Source organism: Paraplanobispora siamensis (assembly GCF_016863175.1).
GTDB lineage: Bacteria > Actinomycetota > Actinomycetes > Streptosporangiales > Streptosporangiaceae > Planobispora > Planobispora siamensis.
The window spans coordinates 1-22079 of sequence record NZ_BOOJ01000095.1 but is presented as its reverse complement, the minus strand read 5'-3'; the positions used below and the strand labels follow the sequence as shown (position 1 = coordinate 22079).

The window sequence follows — 22079 nt, the reverse complement described above, 5'->3', positions numbered from 1 at the left end:
ACCGCGGACGTCAACGGTGATCTTCTGCGACAGGTCGCCGGTCGCCACCGCCGTGGCCACCTGGGCGATGTCACGCACCTGGTCGGTGAGGTTGCCCGCCATGGCGTTCACCGAGTCGGTCAGGTCCTTCCAGGTGCCCGAGACGCCCGGCACGTCGGCCTGACCGCCCAGCTGGCCCTCGGTGCCCACCTCGCGGGCCACACGTGTCACTTCGGAGGTGAACAGGGAGAGCTGGTCCACCATGCCGTTGAAGACGGTGGCGATCTCCTTCAGCAGCCCGTCGCCCTCGTCGGGCAGCCGTGTGCCGAAGTCGCCGTCACGGACGGCTGTGAGACCGGCCAGGAGCTGACGCAGGTCCAGCTCCTCCACGCCTCCGGCAGTCGGGGTACCGCGCCTCGCCGTGTCGGCGGTCTCAGCCATCGTTCACCATCGCATCTCTCGACCCAGATCAGGTCAGGCAATGGTATGACTCCGGAAGTCCTTATATAGCCTGACGTGTAGTTGACTTGTTCGTTTCCCAGTCATTATCTGAAGATCCGGCTGTCCCGTGCTCGGGGAATTCGTCATCTTGTGCGTTCTCCTGGCGGCCCGACCTCGACCCCGCGTAGGCGACCGCGCGCAGCCGCCGCAGCAGCCCGTGCAACTGCAGGGCCGGATGACTGTTCAGCACCGGGTCGAAGGAGATCCGGTCCCCTCCGCCCGGCGGATCGTCCGGAAGGTCGTCCGGCAGCGGCGTGTGCAGCGTCAGGAACGCCGTCGGCCGCTGCTGGAACCCCTCGATGCCGAGGGCGAAGCGCACCGGCCGCGCCTCGACGGCCGGCACGAGCGCGGCGGGATCGGCCGGCAGACGCCGGCCGCGGTCCGCCGAGACGGCCAGGAAGCGGATCCGCCCGGCCGCGTGCCGGTAGGAGACCAGCGTGGAGAAGACGCCCGAGGCGAACCCGGTGCTGGGGAAGGGCAGGAACTTCGGCCAGCCGGCCGTGGACAGCAGCAGGTCGAGGTGGCCGCGCGGCGTGGAGGGACACGGCAGCCGTACGGCCAGGCCCAGCACGTCGGGCAGCGGGCCGGGCAGTGACGCGCCCTTGGACAGGCGCACCGTCACCTCTGTCCTGCCCGGATCGTCGAGGACGGGGATGCCCAGGTAGATGTCGGGATGGTCGACGACCTCGAAGGCGGCCCGGAAGAACCGCCCGCGGGTGTGCAGGGCCCGGCCGCCGCGCAGCGCCGCGACGCCGCGGGCCAGCGCGTGGACGGCTCCGGTCCCTCCGCCGGGCCGGGCCGGATCGGGTGAGGAAGATGCCATGACGTCCGCCTACCCTCAGATCCGGCTCCCACCGCGTTTCCGGGCCCGGATGTTCCGGCCCGCACCGCCCGCATGGCAGGCCGGAGGTCCCGGCCCGCGCCGCGGAACCCGTCCGCCGGGATCAGGAACGCCCGTCGATCAGCGACTCGGCCTCCTCGTCGGACAGCTGGTCGATCTCGGCCGCGAGGAGCTCCTCGACGACGACCGCGAGGCGGCGGATCGACCGCGCGGTGAACAGGGCGTTGAGCGGCATGTCGACGCCGACCTCGGAGCAGATCCTGGCGATCACCCGGGTCCCGAGCAGCGAGTGGCCGCCCACGTCGAAGAAGTCGTCGTCGATCCCGAGGTCCCCGCGCCCCAGGACCTCGCACCAGATCTCGTGCACCAGCTCCTCGCTTGCGGTGGACGGCCCGGCGGCCGGGGCCGTGCCGCCGTCCCCGAGCGGGGAGGGCAGGGCGGTCCGGTCGAGCTTGCCGTTGGGCAGTCGGGGGAAGCCCGCGACCGGCACGTACAGGCTGGGCAGCATCGTGGAGGGCAGGCGGTTGTGCAGGAACGCCCGCAGCTCCCCGGCGGGGACCTCCTCGCCGGCGTACTCCACGTAGGCGACCAGCGCCCGCCCGCCGGGCGCGTCGTCGCGCACCGCCGCGACCGCCCTGGCCACCGCGGGATGGGCCGACAGCGCCGCCTCCACCTCGCCCAGCTCGATCCGCACGCCGCGCACCTTGACCTGGTCGTCGACCCGGCCCAGGAACTCCAGGGCGCCGTCGGGCGAGCGCCGTACCAGGTCACCGGTCCGGTACAGGCGCGCGCCGTCGCCGAAGGGGTCGGCCACGAACCGCTCCGCGGTGAGCCCGGGACGGCCGTGGTAGCCGCGCGCCAGGCCGTCGCCGCCCAGGTACAGCTCGCCGGCCACCCCCGGCGGGACCGGCTCCAGCGCCGCGTCCAGCACGTGGGCGACGGTGTTGGCCACCGGCACCCCGATGGACATGGCCGCGGCGTCCGGCGGCACCCGGTGGACCGTCGACCAGATCGTCGTCTCCGTCGGCCCGTAGAGGTTCCACAGCTCCCCGGCGACGCGCCGGATCCGGCCGGCGAGGTGGACCGGCAGCGGCTCCCCGCCGCTGAAGACGCGGGGCAGCCCGGACGGCAGCCGTTCCAGGATCTCCTCCAGCACCGAGGGCGGCGCCTGGACCGTGGTCACCTCCTGCCGGGCCACCAGCTCACCGAGCGAGCCGGTGCCGTACGGCGGGGCGATCACCACGGTCCCGCCCGCCAGCAGCGGGCCGAAGATCTCCAGCCCGGCGATGTCGAAGGACAGGGAGGTCAGCAGCAGCATCCGCTCGGCCTCGGTGAAGCCCAGGGAGGTGACCAGGTTCACCACGCCGCGGTGCGGGACCGTGACGCCCTTCGGCCGCCCCGTCGACCCGGAGGTGTAGATCACGTAGGCGAGGGCGTCGGGGGAGAGGCTCTCCCCGGGCAGCGGCGGCAGGGCGCCGGGCAGCATCGCGTCCAGCAGGATCGCCGGGGGATGGTCGCTGGGCAGGCGCTCGGACAGCGTCGCGCGGGTCACCAGCAGCACGGCGCCCGAGTCGTTCAGCATGAACCGCAGCCGGTCCACCGGATAGTCGGGGTCCAGCGGCACGTAGCACCCCCCGGCCTTCAGCACCGCCAGCAGCGTCACGATGAGCTCCGGCTCACGCGGCAGGCACACCGCCACCGGGCTCTCCGCCCGGACCCCGCGCTGGCGCAGCCGCCGGGCCAGGTCGTCGGCCCGCTGCTCCAGCTGGGCGTAGGTCAGCGTCGCCGAGCGGGACACGATCGCCGGGGCGTCCGGGGTCAGCGCCGCCCGCTCGGCGACCAGCTCGTGCAGCGGGCGGTCCGGGTACGGCGTGGCCGGGCCGTGCCAGGAGGCCAGCAGCCGGCGGCGTTCCCCGGGGCGCAGCAGCGGAAGGCGGGAGATCGGCAGCTCGGGGTGCCGTACGGCCGCCTCCAGCAGCGTCAGGAAACCCGACAGCAGGCGGCGGACGGTGTCCTCCTCGAACAGGTCGGTGCTGTACTCGATCCACCCGCCCAGCTCGTCGTGCGAGCTCAGCACCTCCAGGGTCAGATCGGTCTTGGCCGTCCCGGTGCCGAGCTGCAGCCCGTGCGCCTCGACCGGGAGCTGGTTGAAACCGACCTGGTAGAGCGGGGTGCGGCCGGGGTCGCGCGGCGGGCGCAGCTCCTCCACCAGCCGGGCGAACGGCACCTTCTGGTGCTCCAGGGCCTCCAGCACGGTGGCGCGCACCCGCTCCAGCGCCCCGGAGAACGACGGGTCGCCGTCCAGATCGACGCGCAGCGGCAGCGTGTTGACGAACATGCCGATCAGCGGGTCGAGCTCGGGCAGCTCGCGGCCGGCCACCGGGGAGCCCACGACGACGTCCGTACGGCCCGTCCAGCGCGCCAGCAGGGTCGCGAACGCGGCCAGCAGCACCATGAAGGGGGTCGAGCCCGTCCGCCTGGCGAGCGCGGCCACCTGCTCGGCGGTCTCGCCGGGAACGGAGAAGTCGAGGTTGGCGCCGGCGTAGCTCAGCTCGGCCGGGCGGGGCCGGTCGGCGGGCAGCTCCAGCGGGACGGTCCCGGCGAGCTTGGCCCGCCAGTACTCCAGGTCGGCCTTGAGCGCCCCGCCGGCCAGGCGCTCACGCTGCCAGACGGCGTAGTCGGCGTACTGGATCGCCGGCTCCGGCAGGTCCGGCGGGCGCTCCTCGCGCAGCGCCGCGCAGATCTCGGCCAGCTCGCGCGAGAGGACCTGCGACGACCAGGCGTCGTAGACCGTGTGGTGGGCGACGAACAGCAGCCGCCACTCCTGCTCGCCCGTCTCTCCCGGCCCCAGCGACACCAGCCGCGCCCGCCACAGCGGGGCCCGGTCCAGGGAGAACGGCGCGCGGGCCTCCCGCTCGGCGATCCGCTCGAACTCCGCCTGCGGGTCGGCCGCGCCCGACACGTCGCTGCGCTCCAGGACCACCGGGACCTGCGCGGAGATCCGCTGGACGACCTGCTCGTCATGGAAGGCGAACGCGGTGCGCAGCGGCTCGTGCCTGCGCACCAGCAGCCCGAGCGCCCGCTCCAGCAGGTCGGGGTCGACCGGCCGCATCCAGGGCAGGGTGGAGCAGGCGGCGACGTTGTACACGGCCAGATCCGGCTGCAGCGCGGTGAGGAACCAGATCCGCTCCTGGGCGAAGGATGCGGGGAAGAGGTCCTCGGTGGTCATCGGCTCTCCTTCAGGCAGGCGCGGATCTCGTCGGTGATGGGCTCCAGTGCGCCGGTCTCACCGATGGTGGCCAGCCAGCCCCACTGGTCCAGTGCGTGGTAGAGCCGGTAGAGGTCCACCCGCTCGGCCCAGTCGGCGGGCAGCTCGCCGTACCCGGCCAGCAGCTCCCGGCGGCGTACGGGGTCGCCCCTGACGGCGAAGTAGTCGGTCTTGGCCAGGTCCATGAGCGGGTCGCCGCCCAGGGCGTTCTCCATGTCGATGACGCCGGTGAGGCGCCAGGACCCCTCGTGTTCGGCGACCATCACGTTGCGTTCATGGAAGTCGTGGTGGCACAGCACGGGCGTGCGGCAGCGCGCGAGCAGGTGCCGCCGGGCCGCGACGTACCCGGTGATCTCGGCGTGCAGCGCCGGGTCGCCGCCGAACTCGGCGAACTGCGCCGTGCGCAGGTCGAGCTGGCCGCCCAGGTAGGCCTCGTTGGACGCCTCGCGCACCCCGTCGATCGGGCCGAACTCGGTCAGCCCGACGCGGTGCAGGGCGCGCAGCGCGGTCCCCATCTCGCGGTACAGGCTCGCGATCGCCGCCTCGGGCAGGGCGCCGGACACCTCCGACAGCGGCCTGCCCGCCACCTTCGTCATGATCAGGTAGGCGCGGGGCAGGTCGCGCCTGGAGTCGTCCCACTTCACCACCTCGGGCGCCGGGACGCCGCTGCCGCGCAGCAGGTCGTAGACCTGCATCTCCTTGTGGAGCCTGGCGGTGAACAGGTCGGGGTAGATCTTCACGATCACGTCCGGGTGCGGCAGGCTCCGGTCGGCGCAGCGGACCTCGTAGACCGCGCTGATCTCCCCGCCGGTGCGCAGGACGACCCGCTCGACCTCGGCGCCCAGCAGCTCGGCGGCCTTCTGGGCCGACAGCGGCATGGTGAGCGCCTTGGCGAACGCGGGCGCGCTCCAGGCCAGGCTGACCCGGTTGCCCGCCCGCTCGCGCAGGACCTGGGCGCCGACCAGGTCGTCGGGGGTGGCCTCGGGCATCTCCTCGTCGAACCGGGCCAGTACGGGGATCCGCATCGAGACGAGCACGTGGACGGCGATGCCGAGGCCGAACACGATGTACATGAAGGCGATCCCCCGGCCCTCGCCCACACCGATCACGGCGCCCACGGTCGGGGCCAGCGCGCCGCCGGGGGCCAGCAGCGGCTCCAGCAGGCGCTCGCCCAGCGGCGCGACCACGGCCATGCCCACCGGCAGCGTCGACCAGGAGATCATCTGGTTGACCGCCATGACCCGGCCGTGGAAGCGCTGCGGCACCTTCACGTGCACGATCGTCATGAAGATGCCGTTGACGATCGACAGGCTGCCCCACAGGCCGAAGGCGCCGATTCCCACCACCAGGGGGGAGGCGTTCAGGCCGGTGACGACCGCGAAGAAGCTCAGCAGCAGCGTGGCCAGCATCACGCCCCGCATCCGGCGACGGCGCGGGCCGCCCCACAGTGCGACCACCAGGCCGCCCAGGGTGGCGCCCACGCCGCCGGCGACGGAGATCTGCCCGGCGGTGGACAGCGAGGCGAAGGACAGCACCAGCGGCGAGATCGACAGCAGCAGCGCCGACAGCATCACGTTCAGCACGGCGAAGTACATCTGAGCGGCCCGCAGGTACCGGTTGCCGAACGACATCCGGAACCCGTTGGCGATCTCCGCCGTCAGCGTCTCCCGGCGCACGTGCGCCATCGTGGAGGGGAAGCGGACGACCGCCAGCACGCACAGCAGCAGCACGAAGCTCGCCACGTCGACGACGAGGACGCCGCTCAGGCCGATCGAGGACAGCAGCGCCACGGCCACCAGCGGCGCGACGAACTGGGAGGTGCCCATCACCATCTGCACGACGCCGGCCGCGTGACCCAGGTACTGCTTTGGCACCAGCTGGGGGAGGGCGGTGGTGAAGGCCAGGCGCTGGAAGATCAGGGCGACCGACAGGCACGCCGTCAGCGGGTAGAAGTGCCAGATCTCCAGGTTCCCGGTCCACAGCAGCAGTCCCAGGACGAGCTGGGTCCCGCCGGCCAGGCAGGCGCCCGTGACCATCATCCGGCGTTTGCCCGCCCGGTCCACCAGCGCGCCGATCAGGGGCGCGGCGAACACGCCCGGCATGATCGACAGCGCGATGAACACCGCGAAGTCCGCCAGCGATCCGGTCGTCAGATAGATCCATATGGGGATCGCGAAGTCCGTGATCGCGGTTCCGGTCATCGAGACCAGCTGGGCCAGCGCGACGGTCATGAACCGCCGCATGCTGGGCGGGGGCGCCTCGGGAGCGGTGCCCGCCGCCTTCCCCGCCCCGGCGCCCGCGGCCTCATCCGTCCCGGTGCCTGCGGCTTTCTCGGCCCCGGTTCCCGCCGCCTTCTCCGTCCCGGTGCCCGGGGTCCCCCCGGGGCGGGTGGAGGTCCCCTCGATCCACCAGCCCGCGGCCGGGCCCCGGGAGGTCCGGTCGAGGGTGTGCGCCGCGCCGTACCCCATCGCGATGTGGGTGTTGGTCAGGACCTCCGCCAGGTCCTCGGCCCGGTACTTCAGGAAGTAGTGCCCGGCCTCGTCGAGGATGACCAGCGCCGTCTCGGGGCTGAGGAAGTGCCACTCCTTGTAGCGCTCGAGGTAGTAGTCCGTCGCGGGGTCCTGCTCGCCCACCACCGAGACGACCGGCGCGCGGAGCGGGGCGATCTCCTCCGCCAGCAGCCGGGTGAAGGTCTCCTCGGCGATCAGGGTGTCCTGGCGCTGGTTGCGCACCATGAACCTGATCTGCTCCTCGTCGAGGCCGGAGACGTCGTTGCCCATCGACTTCATCCGGTTCTCGTAGGCCCGGTCGCCGCGCAGCCGGTCCGTCCGGAGCAGCCGGCCCAGGGGCCCGGCGATGCGGCCGGTGGGCCGGGTGAACGGGAAGATCGCGCCGAGGTAGACGGCCTCCAGCTCCCGGCCCCGCGCCTCCAGCCGCCGGGCCACCTCCACGGCGAGCGCGCCGCCGATGCCGCAGTGGCCGTAGATCGCCAGCGGGCCGTCGATGCCCTCCAGGATCTCCGTGACGCACTGGTCGGCGATCTCCTCCAGGGGCTTGGTCTCCTCCTCGGGCAGACCGGGGTCGTGGCCGGGGAAGGCCATGGCGTACAGCGCGCACTCCTCGGGCAGCGCGTCCGCCAGCGGCTGGAAGACCATCGCCTGGCCGCCGCCGTAGGGGATGCAGACGTAGGTGATGCTCCGCTGAGGACCCGGCCGGGTCAGCTCGTACAGCAGGGAACGGGGCCCCTGCGGCGCGTCCGGCCGCTCGACCAGCTCCGCCAGCCCGCGCACCGTCGGGTGCTTGAACAGGTCCATCACCCCGACCGCGCGCCCGCCCTCCAGGCCGGGCAGGGCCTTGCGCAGCCGGGCGACGAGCTGGACGGCCATCAGGGAGTGGCCGCCCAGCTCGAAGAAGTCGTCGTCGGAGCCGACGGTCTCCACGCCCAGCAGCTCCCGCCACACCTCCGCGATGGCCCGCTCGGCGGGCGTGGCCGGCTCGGCGCCCCGCCCGCCCTCCTCCCCGTGCCGCTCCGGTGCGGGCAGCGCCGACCGGTCCAGCTTGCCGTTGGGGCTCAGCGGCAGCGCCTCCAGCACGACGATCGCGGAGGGCACCATGGCGTCGGGCAGCGCCGCGCGCAGCGACGAGCGCAGGACGGCGACGTCGACCGCCGCGTCACCCACGCCGCCCGCCCCGCCGGGCACGACATACGCGACCAGCCGCCTGTCACCGGGGGCGCCGTCCTCCCGGACGGTCACCACCGCCTCGCCCACGCCCGGCTGCTCGCGCAGGACCGCCTCGATCTCGCCCAGCTCGATGCGCTGGCCCCGGATCTTGACCTGGGTGTCGATCCGGCCGAGGAAGACGATCGCCCCGTCGCGGCGGAGCCGTACCAGGTCGCCCGTCCTGTACAGGCGCGCGCCCGGCGGGCCGAAGGGATCGGGCACGAAGCGCTCGGCGGTCAGTGCGGGACGATCGTGGTAGCCGGTGGCCAGCTGGACCCCGCCGATGTGCAGCTCGCCCGGCACCCCGAAGGGGACCGGCCGCAGGTGCCGGTCCAGGACGTACAAGGCGGTGTTCTGCACCGGATGCCCGATGGGCACCGTGGCCTCGCCGGGCGCCCACCGCCACAGGGTGACGTCCACGGCCGCCTCCGTCGGGCCGTACAGGTTGTACAGCTCCACCTGCGGCAGCCGGGCGGAGAACCGCTCGGCCACGTGCGGGGGCAGCTCCTCGCCGCTGCACACCACCCGCCGCAGCGAGGAGCAGCGCTCGATGTCCTCCTCGGTGAGGAAGGCCGCCAGCATCGACGGCACGAAGTGCATCGTCGTGACGCCCCGCGCGGTGATCAGGTCGCGCAGGTAGGCGGTGTCGCGGTGGCCCCCGGGCCGGGCCAGCAGGAGCCTGGCGCCGGTGACGAGCGGCCAGAAGAACTCCCACACCGACACGTCGAACCCGGCCGGGGTCTTCTGCATCACCACGTCGTCGTCGGACAGGCGGTAGGCGCGCTGCATCCAGTCGAGCCGGTTGCCGATGCCCGCGTGGGTGTTGGGCACGCCCTTGGGCCGGCCCGTCGAGCCCGAGGTGTAGATCATGTAGGCGACGTCGGCGGAGGTGGCCGCGGGCGGCGGCGGAGTGCCGGGGTACCCGGTGAGCGGGTCGTCCAGCGACACGGCGACCGGCAGCTGCGGCGAGGCTCCGGGTGACGCGGCGGCCGGGGGCAGGCGGTCCCTGACGGCCTCCTGGACGAGCAGGACCGCGGCCCCGGCGTCGGAGAGCATGAAGGCCAGCCGGTCGGCCGGGTAGTCGGGGTCCAGCGGCACGTAGGCCCCGCCCGCCTTCAGCACGCCCAGCAGCCCCGCCACCAGCTCGGGCGAGCGCTCGGCGCAGATCGCGACCCGCGAACCGGGGCCGACGCCCAGCTCCCGCAGCCGGTGGGCCAGCCGGTTGGCCCGCCCGTCGAGCTCGGCGTAGGTCAGCCGGACGTCCTCGAACTCCACCGCCACGGCGTCCGGGGTCCGCGCCGCCTGCGCCTCGAACAGGGAGCCCAGGGTGGCCTCATCGTCGTACGGCTCGCGCGGCCCGGCGGCGTGGGCGAGGATCCGCTCCCGCTCGGCGGGCGGGAGGATCTCCAGCTCCGAGATCCGCGTGTCCGGCGCCGCGACCGCCGCGCGCAGCAGCGTCTCGAAGTGCGAGGCCATGGCCGCGACGGTGTCCGCGCCGAACAGGTCGCGGTTGTAGATGAAGAGCCCGCGCAGACCCTCGGGCTCCTCCTCGAGGAAGAGCTCCAGCTCGAAGCGGGCGCTGCGGGCCTGGAGGTCGAACGGCTCGGCGGTCAGCTCCGGCCAGGGCGGCCGCCGGGCGTCGCGGTAGCTCTGGAAGGCCAGGGCGACCTGGAAGACCGGCGGCCGGGACACGTCCCTGACGATCCCGAGCTCCCCGACCAGCCGCTCGAAGGGCAGCTCCTGATGGGCGTAGGACTCGGTGGTGCTCCGCCGGACCCGGTCCAGCAGCTCCCGGAAGGCCGGGTCGCCGCCGAGGTCGGCCCGGACCGCCAGGACGTTGATGAACAGGCCGATCATGCCCTCCAGCTCCCGGCGCGGGCGCCCGCCCACCGGGGAGCCGACCGCGAAGTCGTCCTGGCCCGTGTAGCGGCCGAGCAGGGCCTGGTAGGCCGCGAGCACCGCCATGTGGAGCGTCGCGCCCTCCCGCCTGGCGAGCCCGGCCACCGCGTCCACCAGCCCGCGATCCAGGAGGAAGGCGTACGAGGCGCCGTCGTAGGTCTGCTCGGCGGGGCGCCTGCCGTCGACGGGCAGCTCCAGCGGCGGCACTCCGGCCAGCCGCGTGCGCCAGTAGTCCAGATCCGCCTCGGAGACCGGGCGCTCACGCTGCCAGAGGGCGTAGTCGCCGTACTGGACCTCCAGGTCGGGCAGGTCGGCTCCGCCGTAGAGCGCGCGCAGCTCCTCGGTGAGGATCTCGACGGACCAGCCGTCGGCCACGATGTGGTGGACGACCACCAGCAGCACGTGGTCGTCCTCTGCCAGGCGGACGAGAGCGGAGCGGATCGGCGGGTCCGAGGCCAGGTCGAAGGGGCGGGCCATCTCGGCGGTCAGGATCTGCGCCGCGGCCGCCTCACCGGCGGCGGTGGCGCGGCGCAGCCCGATCTCCGCCTCCTCGCCGATGAGAACGTACGGCTGGCCGTCCTCACCGGCGGGGAAGCGCATCCGCAGGCTCTCGTGCCGGGCCACGACGGCGCGCAGCGCCAGCTCCAGCCGGTCGGTGTCGAGGGAGCCGCGCAGCCGCAGGGAGATCGGGATCGTGTACGCCGCGCTCCCCGGGATGAACTGGTCGATGAACCACAGCCGCTCCTGGCCGAAGGAGAGCGGGACCGGACGGTCGGCCGGGCGCCGGGGGAGGGCGGGGGCCCGCGCCGGGGTACGGCGGCGCAGCCGTTGTTCGAGGAGTGCCCTTTTGGGGTCGGAGAGCCGGACGTTGTTCGAGGACAGCCCGGACGAGGATGTCACACCTGTCTCACTTTCGGGTGGGCAGCGCGTTACATCAGATCAAGGTCATTCATACATATCTGTCCGTATGGAGTCGAGATGTGAAACGGACCGTAAATGACTGATTTATAAATGGACTGTCTGAAAATGGTGTTATTTCATGACTGAAGGGCCGCCAGCGCGGCCGCCACGGCGGCGGCCCTGACCTCCTCGAAGGGGAGGGAGGCGTGCTCCACCACGCAGTCGGACATGCCGCCGATCGCCACGGTCGCGTGGATCCGCGCGGAGGCGGAGGGGGAGGGGCCGAGCAGCAGCGCGGTCAGCCGCTTGCGCCACTCCCACACCCGGTCCACCAGGTCGAGCCCGAGCATCGTGCCCGGGTCGTGCAGGAGCATCACGAGCACCTCGCGGTGCCGCCACATGAGCTCGAAGCAGTCCTCGAGCAGCCGCCGCGCGTCCCCCGGTTCGAGTGTGTCGGTGAACGTGTCCAGGTCCTCCAGGAGCGGCTGCAGGATGCTCCTGACCAGCTCCTCACGTGACTCGAAGTGGTAGTAGAGGGCCGGTTTGGTGATGCCGAGCCGGTCGGAGATCTGCTTCAGGCTGGTGTTCTGCACGCCCTGCTTCATGAACAGCTCGCGCGCCGCGTCCTGGATGCGCGTCTTGGTGTCCGAAGGCCTCGCCATGGGCCAAGGGTAGCGCTTACTTATCGTTAAGTAGGTACTTGCGCCGCCTGCGGAACCGTGCTTACCTATCGTTAAGTAAGCCACTTACCTTCCGTTAAGTAAGGAGCAGCGCATGCGGATCCTCGTCTCCGGGGCCAGCATCGCCGGCCCCGTCCTGGCCCACTGGCTCGACCGGTACGGCTTCGCGGTCACCGTGGTCGAGCGGGCCCCGCAGCTGCGCAAGGCCGGCGGGCACGCCGTGGACCTGTTCCGCCCGGCCATGGACATCGTCGACCGGATGGGACTGATCGGTCAGGTCCAGGAGAAGAGGACCGGCACCCAGTGGCTCGCCCTCCGCACCGAGGACGCCGGACGCCCGCACGAGATGGAGGTCGGCAGGCTGGTGCGCGTCATATCCGACCGGCACGCCGAGATCATGCGGGACGACCTGAGCGAGATCCTCTACGAGGCCACCCGGGACCGGGCGGAGTACCTCTTCGGCGACTCCATCGCCGCCATGGCCGAGGACGCCGCCGGCGTCGACGTCACCTTCGAGAGCGGGACCACCCGCAGGTTCGACCTGGTGATCGGGGCCGACGGGCTGCACTCCAACGTCCGGCGCCTGGTCTTCGGCGAGGAGTCGCGCTTCTCGGCCTGGATCGGGGCCTACCTGGCCGTCATGTCGATCCCCAACTATCTGGGCCTGCGCGACCGCATGGAGGGGATCGCGGGAGTGAACAGGATGGCGGCCGTCTACGGCGGGGCGCACATGGACGACGCCCGCGCCCTGTTCATGTTCCGCCCCGCCGCCGAGCTCGACCACCACCACCGCGACGTCGGGCGGCAGAAGGAACTGCTGCGCCGGCACTTCGCCGGCCTGGGCTGGGAGGTGCCCCGGCTACTGGGAGAGGAGCTGGAGCGCGCCTCGGCGTTCTACTTCGACTCGATCACCCAGATACGCCTGGACAGCTGGTCCCGGGGCCGGGTGAGCCTGGCCGGCGACGCCGGTTACTGCCCCGGCCCCGCCGTCGGCGGCAGCACCAGCCTGGCGGTCGTGGGCGCCTACGTCCTGGCCGGGGAACTCGCCGCGGCCGGGGGCGACCACACGCGGGCCTTCCCCGCCTACGAGCGGGAGATCGGCGACTACGTACGGCGCAGCCGTGCCTTCGCCGTCGGCGCGGCCCGGCGGCTCATCCCCGGCAGCCGATCGGCCGTGTGGGGAATGGTCCAGGGGATCCGGCTGGTCAACCACGTCCCCGCGCCGATCCTGCGCGCCCTGACCGGCCTCGGCGGCCGGGGGGTGCGGATGCACGACAGGGTCGGGCTGAAGGACTATCCGCAGGGGCTGGCCACCGCCCGCCGGGCCGGCGCCTGACACCGCCGCGCGGCGGACGGGGCCCGGCCCTCCCGCCTTCCGCGCGGGGGGTAGAGGCCCCTGACGGTGCGCAGGGCCCAGCGCATGCGCTCCGCGGCGAGCTCGGGACGGGTCCCGTAGGCGGCGGCGACCTCACCGGCGCACCGCCGGACGCCGCCGTGGCTGTGCACGGCCGCTCTGATGGCCTCGGCCACGTCGGCGGCGCTGGACAGCACGTGCGCCGAGAGGGGGCTCACGAACAGCGCCTGCGCCCGTGCGATGAGCAGCAGGTCGGATGAGCACGGCATGACGGATGCCTCCTTGCTATGTCGTTCGCGGAACCCGGCCCGCCGGACGCGGCGGGCGGGGCACCTTTCGACGGTCCCCTCTTTCGGAGGGGGACTCTTCTTCTATAGAGGCATCTCGCGCGTCCGTGATACCGGATCACCGGGCCCGGGCCCGGGCCGCGGCCGGGAGCCGTGGGGGATCACCACGGGGATCGCCGCCGGAGATCACGGCGCGTGGATGACCGGCACCTCCAGAGCCCGCACCGTCGGGTTGCCGGCCCCGGCGTCGGTGACCAGCCCGGCGACCTCCGCCAGCGGCAGCACGGTGAAGCGGGACGCCGCGCCGATCTTCTCCGAGCTGGCCAGCACGTAGGTGTCGGCGGCCCGGCGGGCCAGGGCGCGCTTCATCGCGGCCTCGTCGGCGTCGCCGGTGGTCAGGCCCGCTTCGGGGTGCACGCCGGTCACGCCGAGCAGGAAGAGGTCGGCGCGCAGGCCGCGGGCGGCCTCCACGGCGGCGGCGCCGCAGGCGACCATCGAGTGCTTGAACAGCCGTCCGCCGATCAGGTAGACCTCCACCTCCCGGTGGTCGACCAGCGCGGCGGCCACGGTTGGGCTGTGCGTGACGACGGTGGCCCGCAGGTCGGCGGGGAGCGCGCGCACGACCGCCAGGGCGGTGGTGCCGCCGTCGAGGATCACCGTGGCGCCGGGCTCGACCAGCGCCGCCGCCGCGGCCGCCACCCGCTGCTTGCCGGATACCTCGACGCCCTGGCGTGTGGTGTAGTCGGCGACCGCGGGGGAGGCGGGCAGCGCGCCGCCGTACACCCGCTGGCACAGGCCGGCCGCGGCCAGATCTCGCAGGTCGCGCCGGATGCTGTCCTCGGAGATGCCGAGTTCGGCGGCGAGGTCCTTGGCGACGATCCGGCCGTCGGTGCGCAGGCGTTCGAGGAGCAGGTCACGACGCTGGGCGGCAAGCATGCACGTTTCTCCTTGTTTTTTCACATTGTTGCACACTATGGTCGGCGGCATGATGATTCTGATCGCAGGTCCTTACCGTTCCGGCACCGGGGACGACCCCGAACTGATGGCGCGCAACCTGGCCCGGCTGGAGGAGGCGGCATGGCCGATCTTCCGCAGCGGCCACGTCCCGATGATCGGCGAGTGGGTCGCGCTGCCCGTGCTGCGAGGCGCGGGCGGCGACGGGCCGGCCGACCCGGTGGCCGAACAGATCATGTATCCCACCGCGGAGCGCCTGCTGCGGCACTGCGACGCGGTCCTGCGGCTGCCGGGGGAGTCCACCGGCGCCGACCAGGATGTGCGGATCGCGACGGAGCGCGGCCTGCCCGTCTATCACCGGGTCGAGGACATCCCCGGCTACCGGCCCGAATGAGCCCGCACCCCTAATCCGGGCGGGGGGACCCCTGAAGGCGGGCCGGGGCGTCGTCCCCTCCGCCGCCGTCATGTACCACTGCGGATATGAGTGCGACGCAGAAAGTAGACGACTTCCTGAGCAAGCTCGACCACCCGATGAAGGCGGAGATGGAGGCCGTCCGGGACATCATCGTCAAGGCGAACCCCAAGATCGAGGAAGACGTGAAGTGGGGAGGTCCCAGCTTCGCCTACAAGGAGGAGATGGCCACCCTCAACCCGCGGGTGAAGGACTACGTCCCCGTGATCTTCCACAAGGGTTCCCTGTTCGACGACGACTCCGGACTGCTGGAGGCCGGGCCCAAGGGACGGGCCTACGCCAAGTTCCGCTCCATGGACGACATCGAGGCGAACAGGGCCACGCTGGAGAAGCTGGTCAACGACTGGGTCAAGATGATGGACGAGTAACCGATCGCCTCGCCGCGCGAGGCGATCGGCAGTTCTCGTCCGAACTCGGGACGGGCCCGGAACAGGTTCAGGACGACGGGATCCAGGCCGGGTCGCGGCCGATGAGGCCGAGCAGGCGGTCGAACGGCCGGGCGTCCTGCGGCACCGCCACCGGCGGCCCGAAGACGCCCCGCCGCCTGCCCATCTCCACCATCTGGTCGGTGAAGGCCAGCGCCCGCGCGACGGCCTCGGGGTCCGGCTCGTACTCCTGACCGGTCGCCCTGGCCAGGTCCCAGCCGTGCACGACCATGTCGACGAGGAACATGTGGGCCAGCGCGGTCATCGGCAGGCCCATCGCGGGGCTGACCCCCTCCCAGGCCTCCGGCCGCGACCAGACGGCCAGCATGCGCTCCGCCCGCTCGGGGAAGTCGCCCGCGTAGGGACCCTGCTCGAGGGCCGGCCCGCCGCGCCCCAGCGACTCGAACATCTCCGCCACCCACTCCAGGTGGTTGACCAGCTTCTCGACGTCGAACTTCTCGCACGGGGTAGGGGAGCCGAACTGCTCCGGCCGTACCGCCCGCACCAGCCCCGCGGTCCGTTCGGCGGCGCGGGTCATCACCGGCATTATGTCTTCCATGGCAGGGATGGTGCCCCGCGTGCCCGGGCCGCGGCTTGTAGAAACGCGACAGCGCGGCTGGGTCGACCCGTACGCGGGGCTCGACGCCTTCGACTATCTCCGACAGGAGCCCTCACCCGCGCTCTCGGCGTACGTGGACCACTTCTGGGTCGTCACATGGAGCGGCCTCGCCGAGCCGTACGAGCAGCGCATCGTCTCGCACCCCACCGTGAACATGGCGATCGCCCGGGACTTCCACCGGATCGCGGGAGTGATCAAAGGCGGGTTCTCCTACACGATGCGGGACGAGGGCCGGGTGCTCGGCACGCGTTTCCGCCCGGGCGGGTTCCGGCCGTTCCTCGGCGCCGCGGTGTCCCGGCTGACCGGCCGCTTCGTGGAGATCGGCGAGATGTACGGCACGGCGGGCGCGACCGTGGTCGAGCGGGTCCTGGCCGAGCCCGACCCCCGGGCCGCCGTCGCGCTCGTCGAGACGTTCCTGCTGGACCTGGAACCTGATCCCGACCCGCTGGCGGAGGAGGCCGCGGCGCTGGTGGCGATGGCGGAGGACGAGGTCTCGGTGACCAGGGTCGACGAGCTGGCCGCCAGGTCGGGGCGGTCGGTGCGCTCATTGCAGCGGCTGTTCCGGGACTATGTCGGCATCGGTCCCAAATGGGTTATCCGCCGCTTCCGGCTCCACGAGGCCGCGGAGCGGATCTACCGGGGCCTCGACCTCGCCACGCTGGCCGCCGAGCTCGGCTACACCGACCAGGCCCATCTGACCCGCGACTTCACCGCCGCGGTCGGCATGCCGCCCGCGGCCTACGCCCGGCTCGGAAACCGGCCCTGACCCCGGCGGTCCGGAGTCCGTCCCGGATCGCACGATTGATCGGGGCACGGCGGGTAGGCCCAGGGGATCGGCGTCCACCCTCGGAGGTCCCCATGGCCAGCGCACGCCCGACCATCACCCTGCCCGGCATCGTCCTGGGCGTCGGCCTCGGCGGGTTCCTCGACGGCATCCTGCTGCACCAGATCCTGCAGTGGCACCACATGCTGACCAGCACCGACACCGACAACATCGGCGTGGCCGCCTACCCGGCCACCACCGTGCACGGCCTGCAGATCAACACCCTCTGGGACGGGTTGTTCCACACCTTCACCTGGCTGGCGGTGCTGACCGGCCTGGCGCTGCTGTACTCCCGCGTCACCCACGCCCGCGGCCGCCTGTGGGCCTCGCGGGCGCTGTGGGGCTGGATGCTGGTCGGCTGGGGGCTGTTCAACCTGGTCGAAGGCGTCATCGACCACCACCTGCTGGGCATCCACCACGTGCGCACCGGCCCCGGCCAGCTGGCCTGGGACCTGGGCTTCCTGGCGCTGGGCGCGCTGCTGGTGGCCGGAGGCTGGCTGCTGCAGCGCGGCGCCCGCCCGCTGGACGCCGATCCGGCCGGGTCACGCACCGAGTCCCACAGCGGGTCGCACACCGGGTCCCACACCGAGACGCGCTGACCGTGGCGCTCGTCTCCGCCGCGTACGGCGTGCTCGCCCTCCACCCGCACGCCGTACCCGTTCCGCACGCGCACGCCGGGCCGGACGCGCCGACGATGATCGCCGTGGCCCTGCCGGCCGCCGGGTACCTGCTGCTGGCGGCCCGGCGCCGTGCCGCCGGGCGGCCGTGGAGCCACAGGCGCAGCGCGTCCTTCCTGACCGGCTGCGCCCTGCTCGCCCTGGCCCTGGGGCACGTGCTGCCCTTCGGCGAGGGCGACTTCCGCGGGCACATGCTGCAGCACCTGCTGATCGGCATGCTGGCACCGCTCGCCCTGGTGCTGGCCGCACCGCTCACCCTGGTACTGGGCGCCCTCCCGCCGCGCTGGGACCGCCAGCTCGGCCGCGTCCTGCGCAGCCGTACGGCCCGCCTGCTCGCCCACCCGGTCACCGGCCTGCTGCTCACCCTGGGCGGGCTGGTCGCGCTGTACGGCACTCCGCTGTACGCCCTGGCCGCCGCCGACCCCTGGGTGCACCGGCTGGTGCACGCGCACTTCCTGATCTCCGGCTGCCTGTTCGCCTGGGCGATCGCCGGTCCGGACCCGGCCCCGCACCGGCCGTCGGTCCCGTTCCGACTGGTCGTGCTCGGGGCGGCCGTGGCAGGACACGCCGTCGTGTCCCAGCTGATGTACGCCGGGATCCTGCCGGTCCCGGGCGTCCCGGCCGACCAGCGCCGGGGCGGCGCCGAGCTGATGTACTACGGCGGGGACATCGCCGAACTCCTGCTCGCGCTGGCGCTGCTGGTCACCTGGCGGCCTCCTGCGCGCGCCCGGAAGCGTCACCGGTCCTTCCCGCGGACGCTCGCGACCGAGGTTCCGGGCCGGGGTTCCGGGCCGGGCATGTAACAGGGAGTGGACGGGAGTAAACTCGCCGCACGGTCCGGGACGCACCGTGGGTTCCGCGACGCCCCCGGCCTGCGGAGCAGGACCTGCCGGTTGGAGCCGGGACCTGTGGGCCCGACGTGAGGAGCCGCTGCCATGCTTCGCCGCCGCGCGGTGTATTCCGGGCAGATCATTCTGCTGACGGTCCTCTACATCCTGGCCGCGCTGGCGGCCTCCGCGCTGGCGTCGGTCAACACCAGCATCTCGCCCATCTGGCTGCCCAGCGGACTGGCGGTGGCGGCCGTCGTGCTGTACGGCTACCGCGTGGCCCCGGCGGTGCTGATCGGGGCGCTGGTGTTCAACGCCTCGACCGGGGTCCCGCTGTGGGTGGCCGCGCTCATCGCGGCGGGCAACGCCCTGGAGGCGCTCGTCGCCGCCTGGCTGCTGAACCGGGCCGGGTTCCGCCGGCCCGTCGCCCGCCTCCGCGACGTACTGCTCCTGGTCGGCCTCGCCGGCCTGGGCGCCTCGGCGGTGAGCGCCGGCATCGGGGTGGCGGCGCTGTGGGCCGGCGGGATCGTGCCGGCGGCCGGGGTGACGCCCTCGTGGGTGCTGTGGTGGTTCGGCGACGCGATCGGCGTGATCACCCTGACCCCGGTGCTGCTGTCGGCCTGGGTCCACCGGCACCGGCGGCCCACCCTGAGCGGCGGCCGGGTGGCCGAGGCCGTCCTGCTGTGCCTGGCGCTTCCGCTGGCCACCTGGCCGGTCCTGGGAGCCGGGCGGCTGACCCTCGTGGTGCCGGTGCTGCTGTGGGCGGCGATCCGGTTCAGGCTGCCGGGCGCGAGCCTGGCCAGCCTGTTCACCTCCGCCGTGGTGATCTACGCGGCCGCGCGCGGCGTGGGACCGTTCGTGCAGCCCTCCCTGCCCGTCACCCTGCTGATCACCCAGAGCTACACGGTGGTGCTGATCGCCACGAGCACACTGGTGGCGGCGATCATCACCGAGCGCGAGCAGGCGACCGCCGCGCTGCACGACCAGCAGGAGCGCACCCGCTCGATCATCGCCACCGCCCGCGACCCCTTCATCGGCTTCGACGCCGACGGGACGGTCACCGACTGGAACCACGCCGCGGAGACGACCTTCGGCTGGTCCACCGCCGAGGCGGTCGGCAGGCCGCTGACCGAGCTCATCATCCCCGCCGAGGTGTACGCCGAGCGTTTCTCCTCGCCGGACTCCTGCGGGGACCGTATGGAGATCACCGCCAGGCACCGCGACGGCCGCCCGCTCCCGGTGGAGATCACCGTCTGGTGCGTGGAGTCCGCCGGCCGCCGGCACCTCAACGCCTTCGCCCGGGACATCACCCAGCGCAAGCAGTTCGAGCGGGACCTGGCCACCGCCCGCGACCGGGCGCTGGAGGCCTCCCGGCTCAAGTCCCGGTTCCTGGCCACCATGAGCCACGAGATCCGCACCCCGATGAACGCGGTCATCGGCCTGGCCGCGGTCCTGCTGGCCGGTCCGCTCGGCCACGAGCAGCGCCGGCAGCTGGAGGGCATCCTCAGCGCGGGACAGGCACTGCTGGCGATCATCAACGACATCCTGGACCTGTCCAAGATCGAAGCCGACCAGCTGGTCCTGGAGGAGGGTGACGTCGACCTCGGCGGCGCCGTACACGACGTCGTCGGCCTGCTGTCGCCCACGGCCCGCGACAAGGGGCTGATCCTGACCGGCTCGTGCGGGCCGCGGGTGCCCGCCCGGCTGCGCGGCGACTCGGTCAGGATCCGGCAGATCCTGCTCAACCTCGTCGACAACGCCGTGAAGTTCACCCCGGACGGCAGCGTCACGGTCCGCGCCGATCTCGCCGGCGCGGCGCCGGACGGCAGGCTGGAGGTCCGGATCGAGGTCACCGACACCGGCATCGGCATCCCCGCCGAGGTCCGGGAGCGGTTGTTCGACCCCTTCGTCCAGGCCGACGCCTCCACCACCCGCCGCTACGGCGGCACCGGCCTGGGCCTGGCCATCTCCCGCCGGCTCGCCCGGGCCATGGGCGGTGATCTGCTGGTGTCCAGCCGCCCCGGTGAGGGCAGCACGTTCGCCTGCACGCTGCTGCTGGCCCCGGTCGAGGCCGCCGAGCCGGAGCCCGTCGCCGGGGGCGGGGACGTCCCCGCGGTCTCCGCCCGCCGCTCCCGGCTGCTGCTGGTGGAGGACAACGAGCTCAACCAGATGGCGGCCCTGGAGGTGCTGAACCTGCTCGGCTACCAGGCCGATCTGGCCACCAACGGCGCCGAGGCCGTCGAGATGGCGGAGAAGACCAGCTACCAGGCGATCCTGATGGACTGCCAGATGCCCGTCATGGACGGCTACACCGCCACCACGCTGCTGCGCCGTCAGGAGGGCGCCTCCCGGCACACCCCGATCATCGCGCTGACCGCCGGGGCCTTCGCCGAGGACCGCAGGCGCTGCCTGGCCGTGGGCATGGACGACTTCATCGCCAAGCCCTTCGACTACGACCAGCTCGCCCTCACCATCGCCCGCTGGGTCGACTCCCCCGGCGACCGCCCCTCCTCGTGAGAGGAACACGCCGGCCCGCCCCCGGCGGGCCCGTCGCGCCGTTCCCGCCGATCCCGTCACCTGCGGCGCAGGAGAAGGCCGATCGCGAGAACCACACCGAGGACGAGGAGACAGGAGGCGACCAGCAGGTTCCAGTTCCCCAGGGCGCCGAGGACCGGCGCGTCGGGTGCCACGTAGTAGACGGCCATCCACAGGACGCCGACGATCAGCAAGGCGATCATCGCCCGAGCCGGCCACTTCGACGGAGCGGGGACCGCTCTCCGGTCATTTCCGAAATCAGGCAATGATTCCTCCTGCCGCCGGGTTTCCGGATCCTCTGATGGATCTTTGAAAAGCCCAACGAGGCTGGAGCGGAGACGGTTCCGCGTATGGCGCCGGGTTCTTGCGGACCGCCCGCCGGCACACTGATCGGCGATCTGGAAGTCCTCTACGTTACCGGCTGGTAACGAGAATTTCACCGCCTACAAATTCTCATTATCGGTCCATACGCTGCGGCCACAGCAGTGCGGCGGCCGAGCCGTGCTCCGGAGCCCGGTGCGCCGGCGCCGGCTTCCACGTGCCGGCGCCCGCCGTGCGCCGTGATCCTCAGACCGCGGAAGAGCGGTCCGTCAATCCGTCCAGCATCAGTTCGATCGACCGGCAGGCGTCGGCATGAGCCGTGGCGGCGTCCGCGTCGCCGCCCCCACGGCTGCCGCCGCCGCTACTGCGCATGACGCCCTCAAGCATGCCGAACAGCAACGCCAGGTCGCGTGCTCGCACGTCGCCGCGCACCTCGCGGCGTTCCTGGGCGCGCCGCAGCGGCCCGGCCAGCACAGTGATCATCCGGCGCTCGTACCGTTCCCGGGTCCTGGGGTCCAGGCGGTACGTCAGCGCCACCAGCGACCGCATCATGACCTGCGTGCGCAGCACTTCCCTGAGCAGATCGAGGAAGGGCACCGGTTCGCCGGGGCCGTCGATGCAGGCCTCCAGCCGGGATATCTCATATCCGATCACCGCCTCGGCGAGCGCGTTGCGGTCCGGGAAATGGCGGTACAGCGTGGCCTGCCCGACCCCCGCCCGGCGGGCGATCTCCGGCATCATCACCGGCGCCCGCGGATCGGACATCACATCCACCGCCGCCTGAATGATCGCCATCCGGTTCCGCCGCGCGTCACTGCGCCGCGGCCCCCGCGGGCCGTAAGGCATCGCCGAGCTCCTCAACCACCGATGTTACCGATTGGTAGCGATGATCTCACCGGCGGTCCGCACACGGCCACCCCCCGCCACCGGCCCGTCGCCGGGCCGCCGGATCGGTGCCTCAGCGGCGGTGCGGGGGTCAGGCCGTCGGGAAGGGG

17 protein-coding genes are annotated in these 22079 nt (G+C 72.6%); 7 read left to right on the top strand and 10 right to left on the bottom strand.

What is annotated here, in order from left to right; translation table 11 throughout:
- From Psi01_RS41470 to Psi01_RS41450, 5 genes are all read right to left on the bottom strand, one after another.
- Window positions 1-420, bottom strand: a 420-nt coding sequence (locus Psi01_RS41470) for a HAMP domain-containing protein (RefSeq protein WP_239128422.1), incomplete at its 3' end; no start/stop codon positions are given.
- Between the two features lie 61 nt (window positions 421-481).
- Entirely contained in the window at window positions 482-1303 is an 822-nt protein-coding gene (locus tag Psi01_RS41465) for a hypothetical protein (RefSeq protein WP_204069693.1), read from the bottom strand.
- A gap of 121 nt (window positions 1304-1424) precedes the next feature.
- On the bottom strand, window positions 1425-4550 hold the full coding sequence (locus Psi01_RS41460; RefSeq protein WP_204069692.1) for a non-ribosomal peptide synthetase: 3126 nt from the start codon (window positions 4548-4550) through the stop codon (window positions 1425-1427).
- Entirely contained in the window at window positions 4547-11110 is a 6564-nt protein-coding gene (locus Psi01_RS41455) for a non-ribosomal peptide synthetase (protein ID WP_204069691.1), read from the bottom strand. Before Psi01_RS41455 ends, Psi01_RS41460 begins: the two co-directional genes overlap by 4 nt.
- 137 nt (window positions 11111-11247) lie before the next feature.
- A complete protein-coding gene (locus Psi01_RS41450; protein ID WP_204069690.1) occupies window positions 11248-11772 on the bottom strand; it encodes a TetR/AcrR family transcriptional regulator in 525 nt (174 codons plus the stop codon).
- Between the two features lie 112 nt (window positions 11773-11884).
- Here Psi01_RS41450 and Psi01_RS41445 point away from each other — a divergent pair, with 112 nt between their 5' ends.
- The gene (locus tag Psi01_RS41445; protein WP_204069689.1) at window positions 11885-13126 is read left to right on the top strand and encodes an FAD-dependent monooxygenase; all 1242 of its coding nucleotides are present in this window, start codon (window positions 11885-11887) and stop codon (window positions 13124-13126) included.
- Here the strand turns inward: Psi01_RS41445 and Psi01_RS41440 are convergent.
- Both Psi01_RS41440 and Psi01_RS41435 read right to left on the bottom strand, forming a co-directional pair.
- Window positions 13084-13413, bottom strand: coding sequence for a hypothetical protein (locus Psi01_RS41440; protein ID WP_204069688.1), 330 nt, complete (start codon window positions 13411-13413; stop codon window positions 13084-13086). The two genes, Psi01_RS41445 and Psi01_RS41440, sit on opposite strands and share 43 nt — an antisense overlap.
- Before the next feature lie 204 nt (window positions 13414-13617).
- Complete coding sequence (locus Psi01_RS41435; protein WP_204069687.1) at window positions 13618-14367, bottom strand: DeoR/GlpR family DNA-binding transcription regulator; 750 nt, start codon at window positions 14365-14367, stop codon at window positions 13618-13620.
- Between the two features lie 49 nt (window positions 14368-14416).
- Here Psi01_RS41435 and Psi01_RS41430 point away from each other — a divergent pair, with 49 nt between their 5' ends.
- Window positions 14417-14779: a hypothetical protein gene (locus tag Psi01_RS41430; RefSeq protein ID WP_239128421.1), complete on the top strand. Its 363-nt coding sequence runs from the start codon at window positions 14417-14419 to the stop codon at window positions 14777-14779.
- Between the two features lie 86 nt (window positions 14780-14865).
- Window positions 14866-15225, top strand: a complete 360-nt coding sequence (locus Psi01_RS41425; protein ID WP_203878935.1) for a DUF1801 domain-containing protein — start codon at window positions 14866-14868, stop codon at window positions 15223-15225.
- Between the two features lie 67 nt (window positions 15226-15292).
- Here Psi01_RS41425 and Psi01_RS41420 read toward each other — a convergent pair whose 3' ends face one another.
- Window positions 15293-15841, bottom strand: a complete 549-nt coding sequence (locus Psi01_RS41420) for a TIGR03086 family metal-binding protein (protein WP_204069685.1) — start codon at window positions 15839-15841, stop codon at window positions 15293-15295.
- On the opposite strand from Psi01_RS41420, the gene Psi01_RS41415 reads away from it, so the two are divergent.
- The 4 genes from Psi01_RS41415 to Psi01_RS41400 all read left to right on the top strand — a co-directional run bounded on the left by Psi01_RS41415 (window position 15840) and on the right by Psi01_RS41400 (window position 20745).
- Window positions 15840-16667 carry a helix-turn-helix domain-containing protein gene (locus tag Psi01_RS41415; RefSeq protein WP_204069684.1) on the top strand — a complete coding sequence of 276 codons (828 nt, stop codon included), beginning with the start codon at window positions 15840-15842 and terminating at the stop codon, window positions 16665-16667. The genes Psi01_RS41420 and Psi01_RS41415 overlap by 2 nt on opposite strands.
- Window positions 16668-16759: 92 nt before the next feature.
- Window positions 16760-17323, top strand: a complete 564-nt coding sequence (locus Psi01_RS41410; RefSeq protein ID WP_204069683.1) for a DUF2243 domain-containing protein — start codon at window positions 16760-16762, stop codon at window positions 17321-17323.
- 2 nt (window positions 17324-17325) lie between these two features.
- Window positions 17326-18204 carry a cytochrome c oxidase assembly protein gene (locus tag Psi01_RS41405; protein WP_239128420.1) on the top strand — a complete coding sequence of 293 codons (879 nt, stop codon included), beginning with the start codon at window positions 17326-17328 and terminating at the stop codon, window positions 18202-18204.
- 132 nt (window positions 18205-18336) lie between these two features.
- Window positions 18337-20745, top strand: a complete 2409-nt coding sequence (locus tag Psi01_RS41400; RefSeq protein ID WP_204069682.1) for an MASE1 domain-containing protein — start codon at window positions 18337-18339, stop codon at window positions 20743-20745.
- Window positions 20746-20801: 56 nt separating this feature from the next.
- Here the strand turns inward: Psi01_RS41400 and Psi01_RS44335 are convergent, their stop codons facing one another.
- Window positions 20802-21203, bottom strand: coding sequence for a cell division protein CrgA (locus Psi01_RS44335; protein ID WP_275424660.1), 402 nt, complete (start codon window positions 21201-21203; stop codon window positions 20802-20804).
- A gap of 127 nt (window positions 21204-21330) precedes the next feature.
- Window positions 21331-21879, bottom strand: a complete 549-nt coding sequence (locus Psi01_RS41390) for a TetR/AcrR family transcriptional regulator (RefSeq protein ID WP_204069680.1) — start codon at window positions 21877-21879, stop codon at window positions 21331-21333.
- Between the last annotated feature and the right edge of the window lie 200 nt (window positions 21880-22079).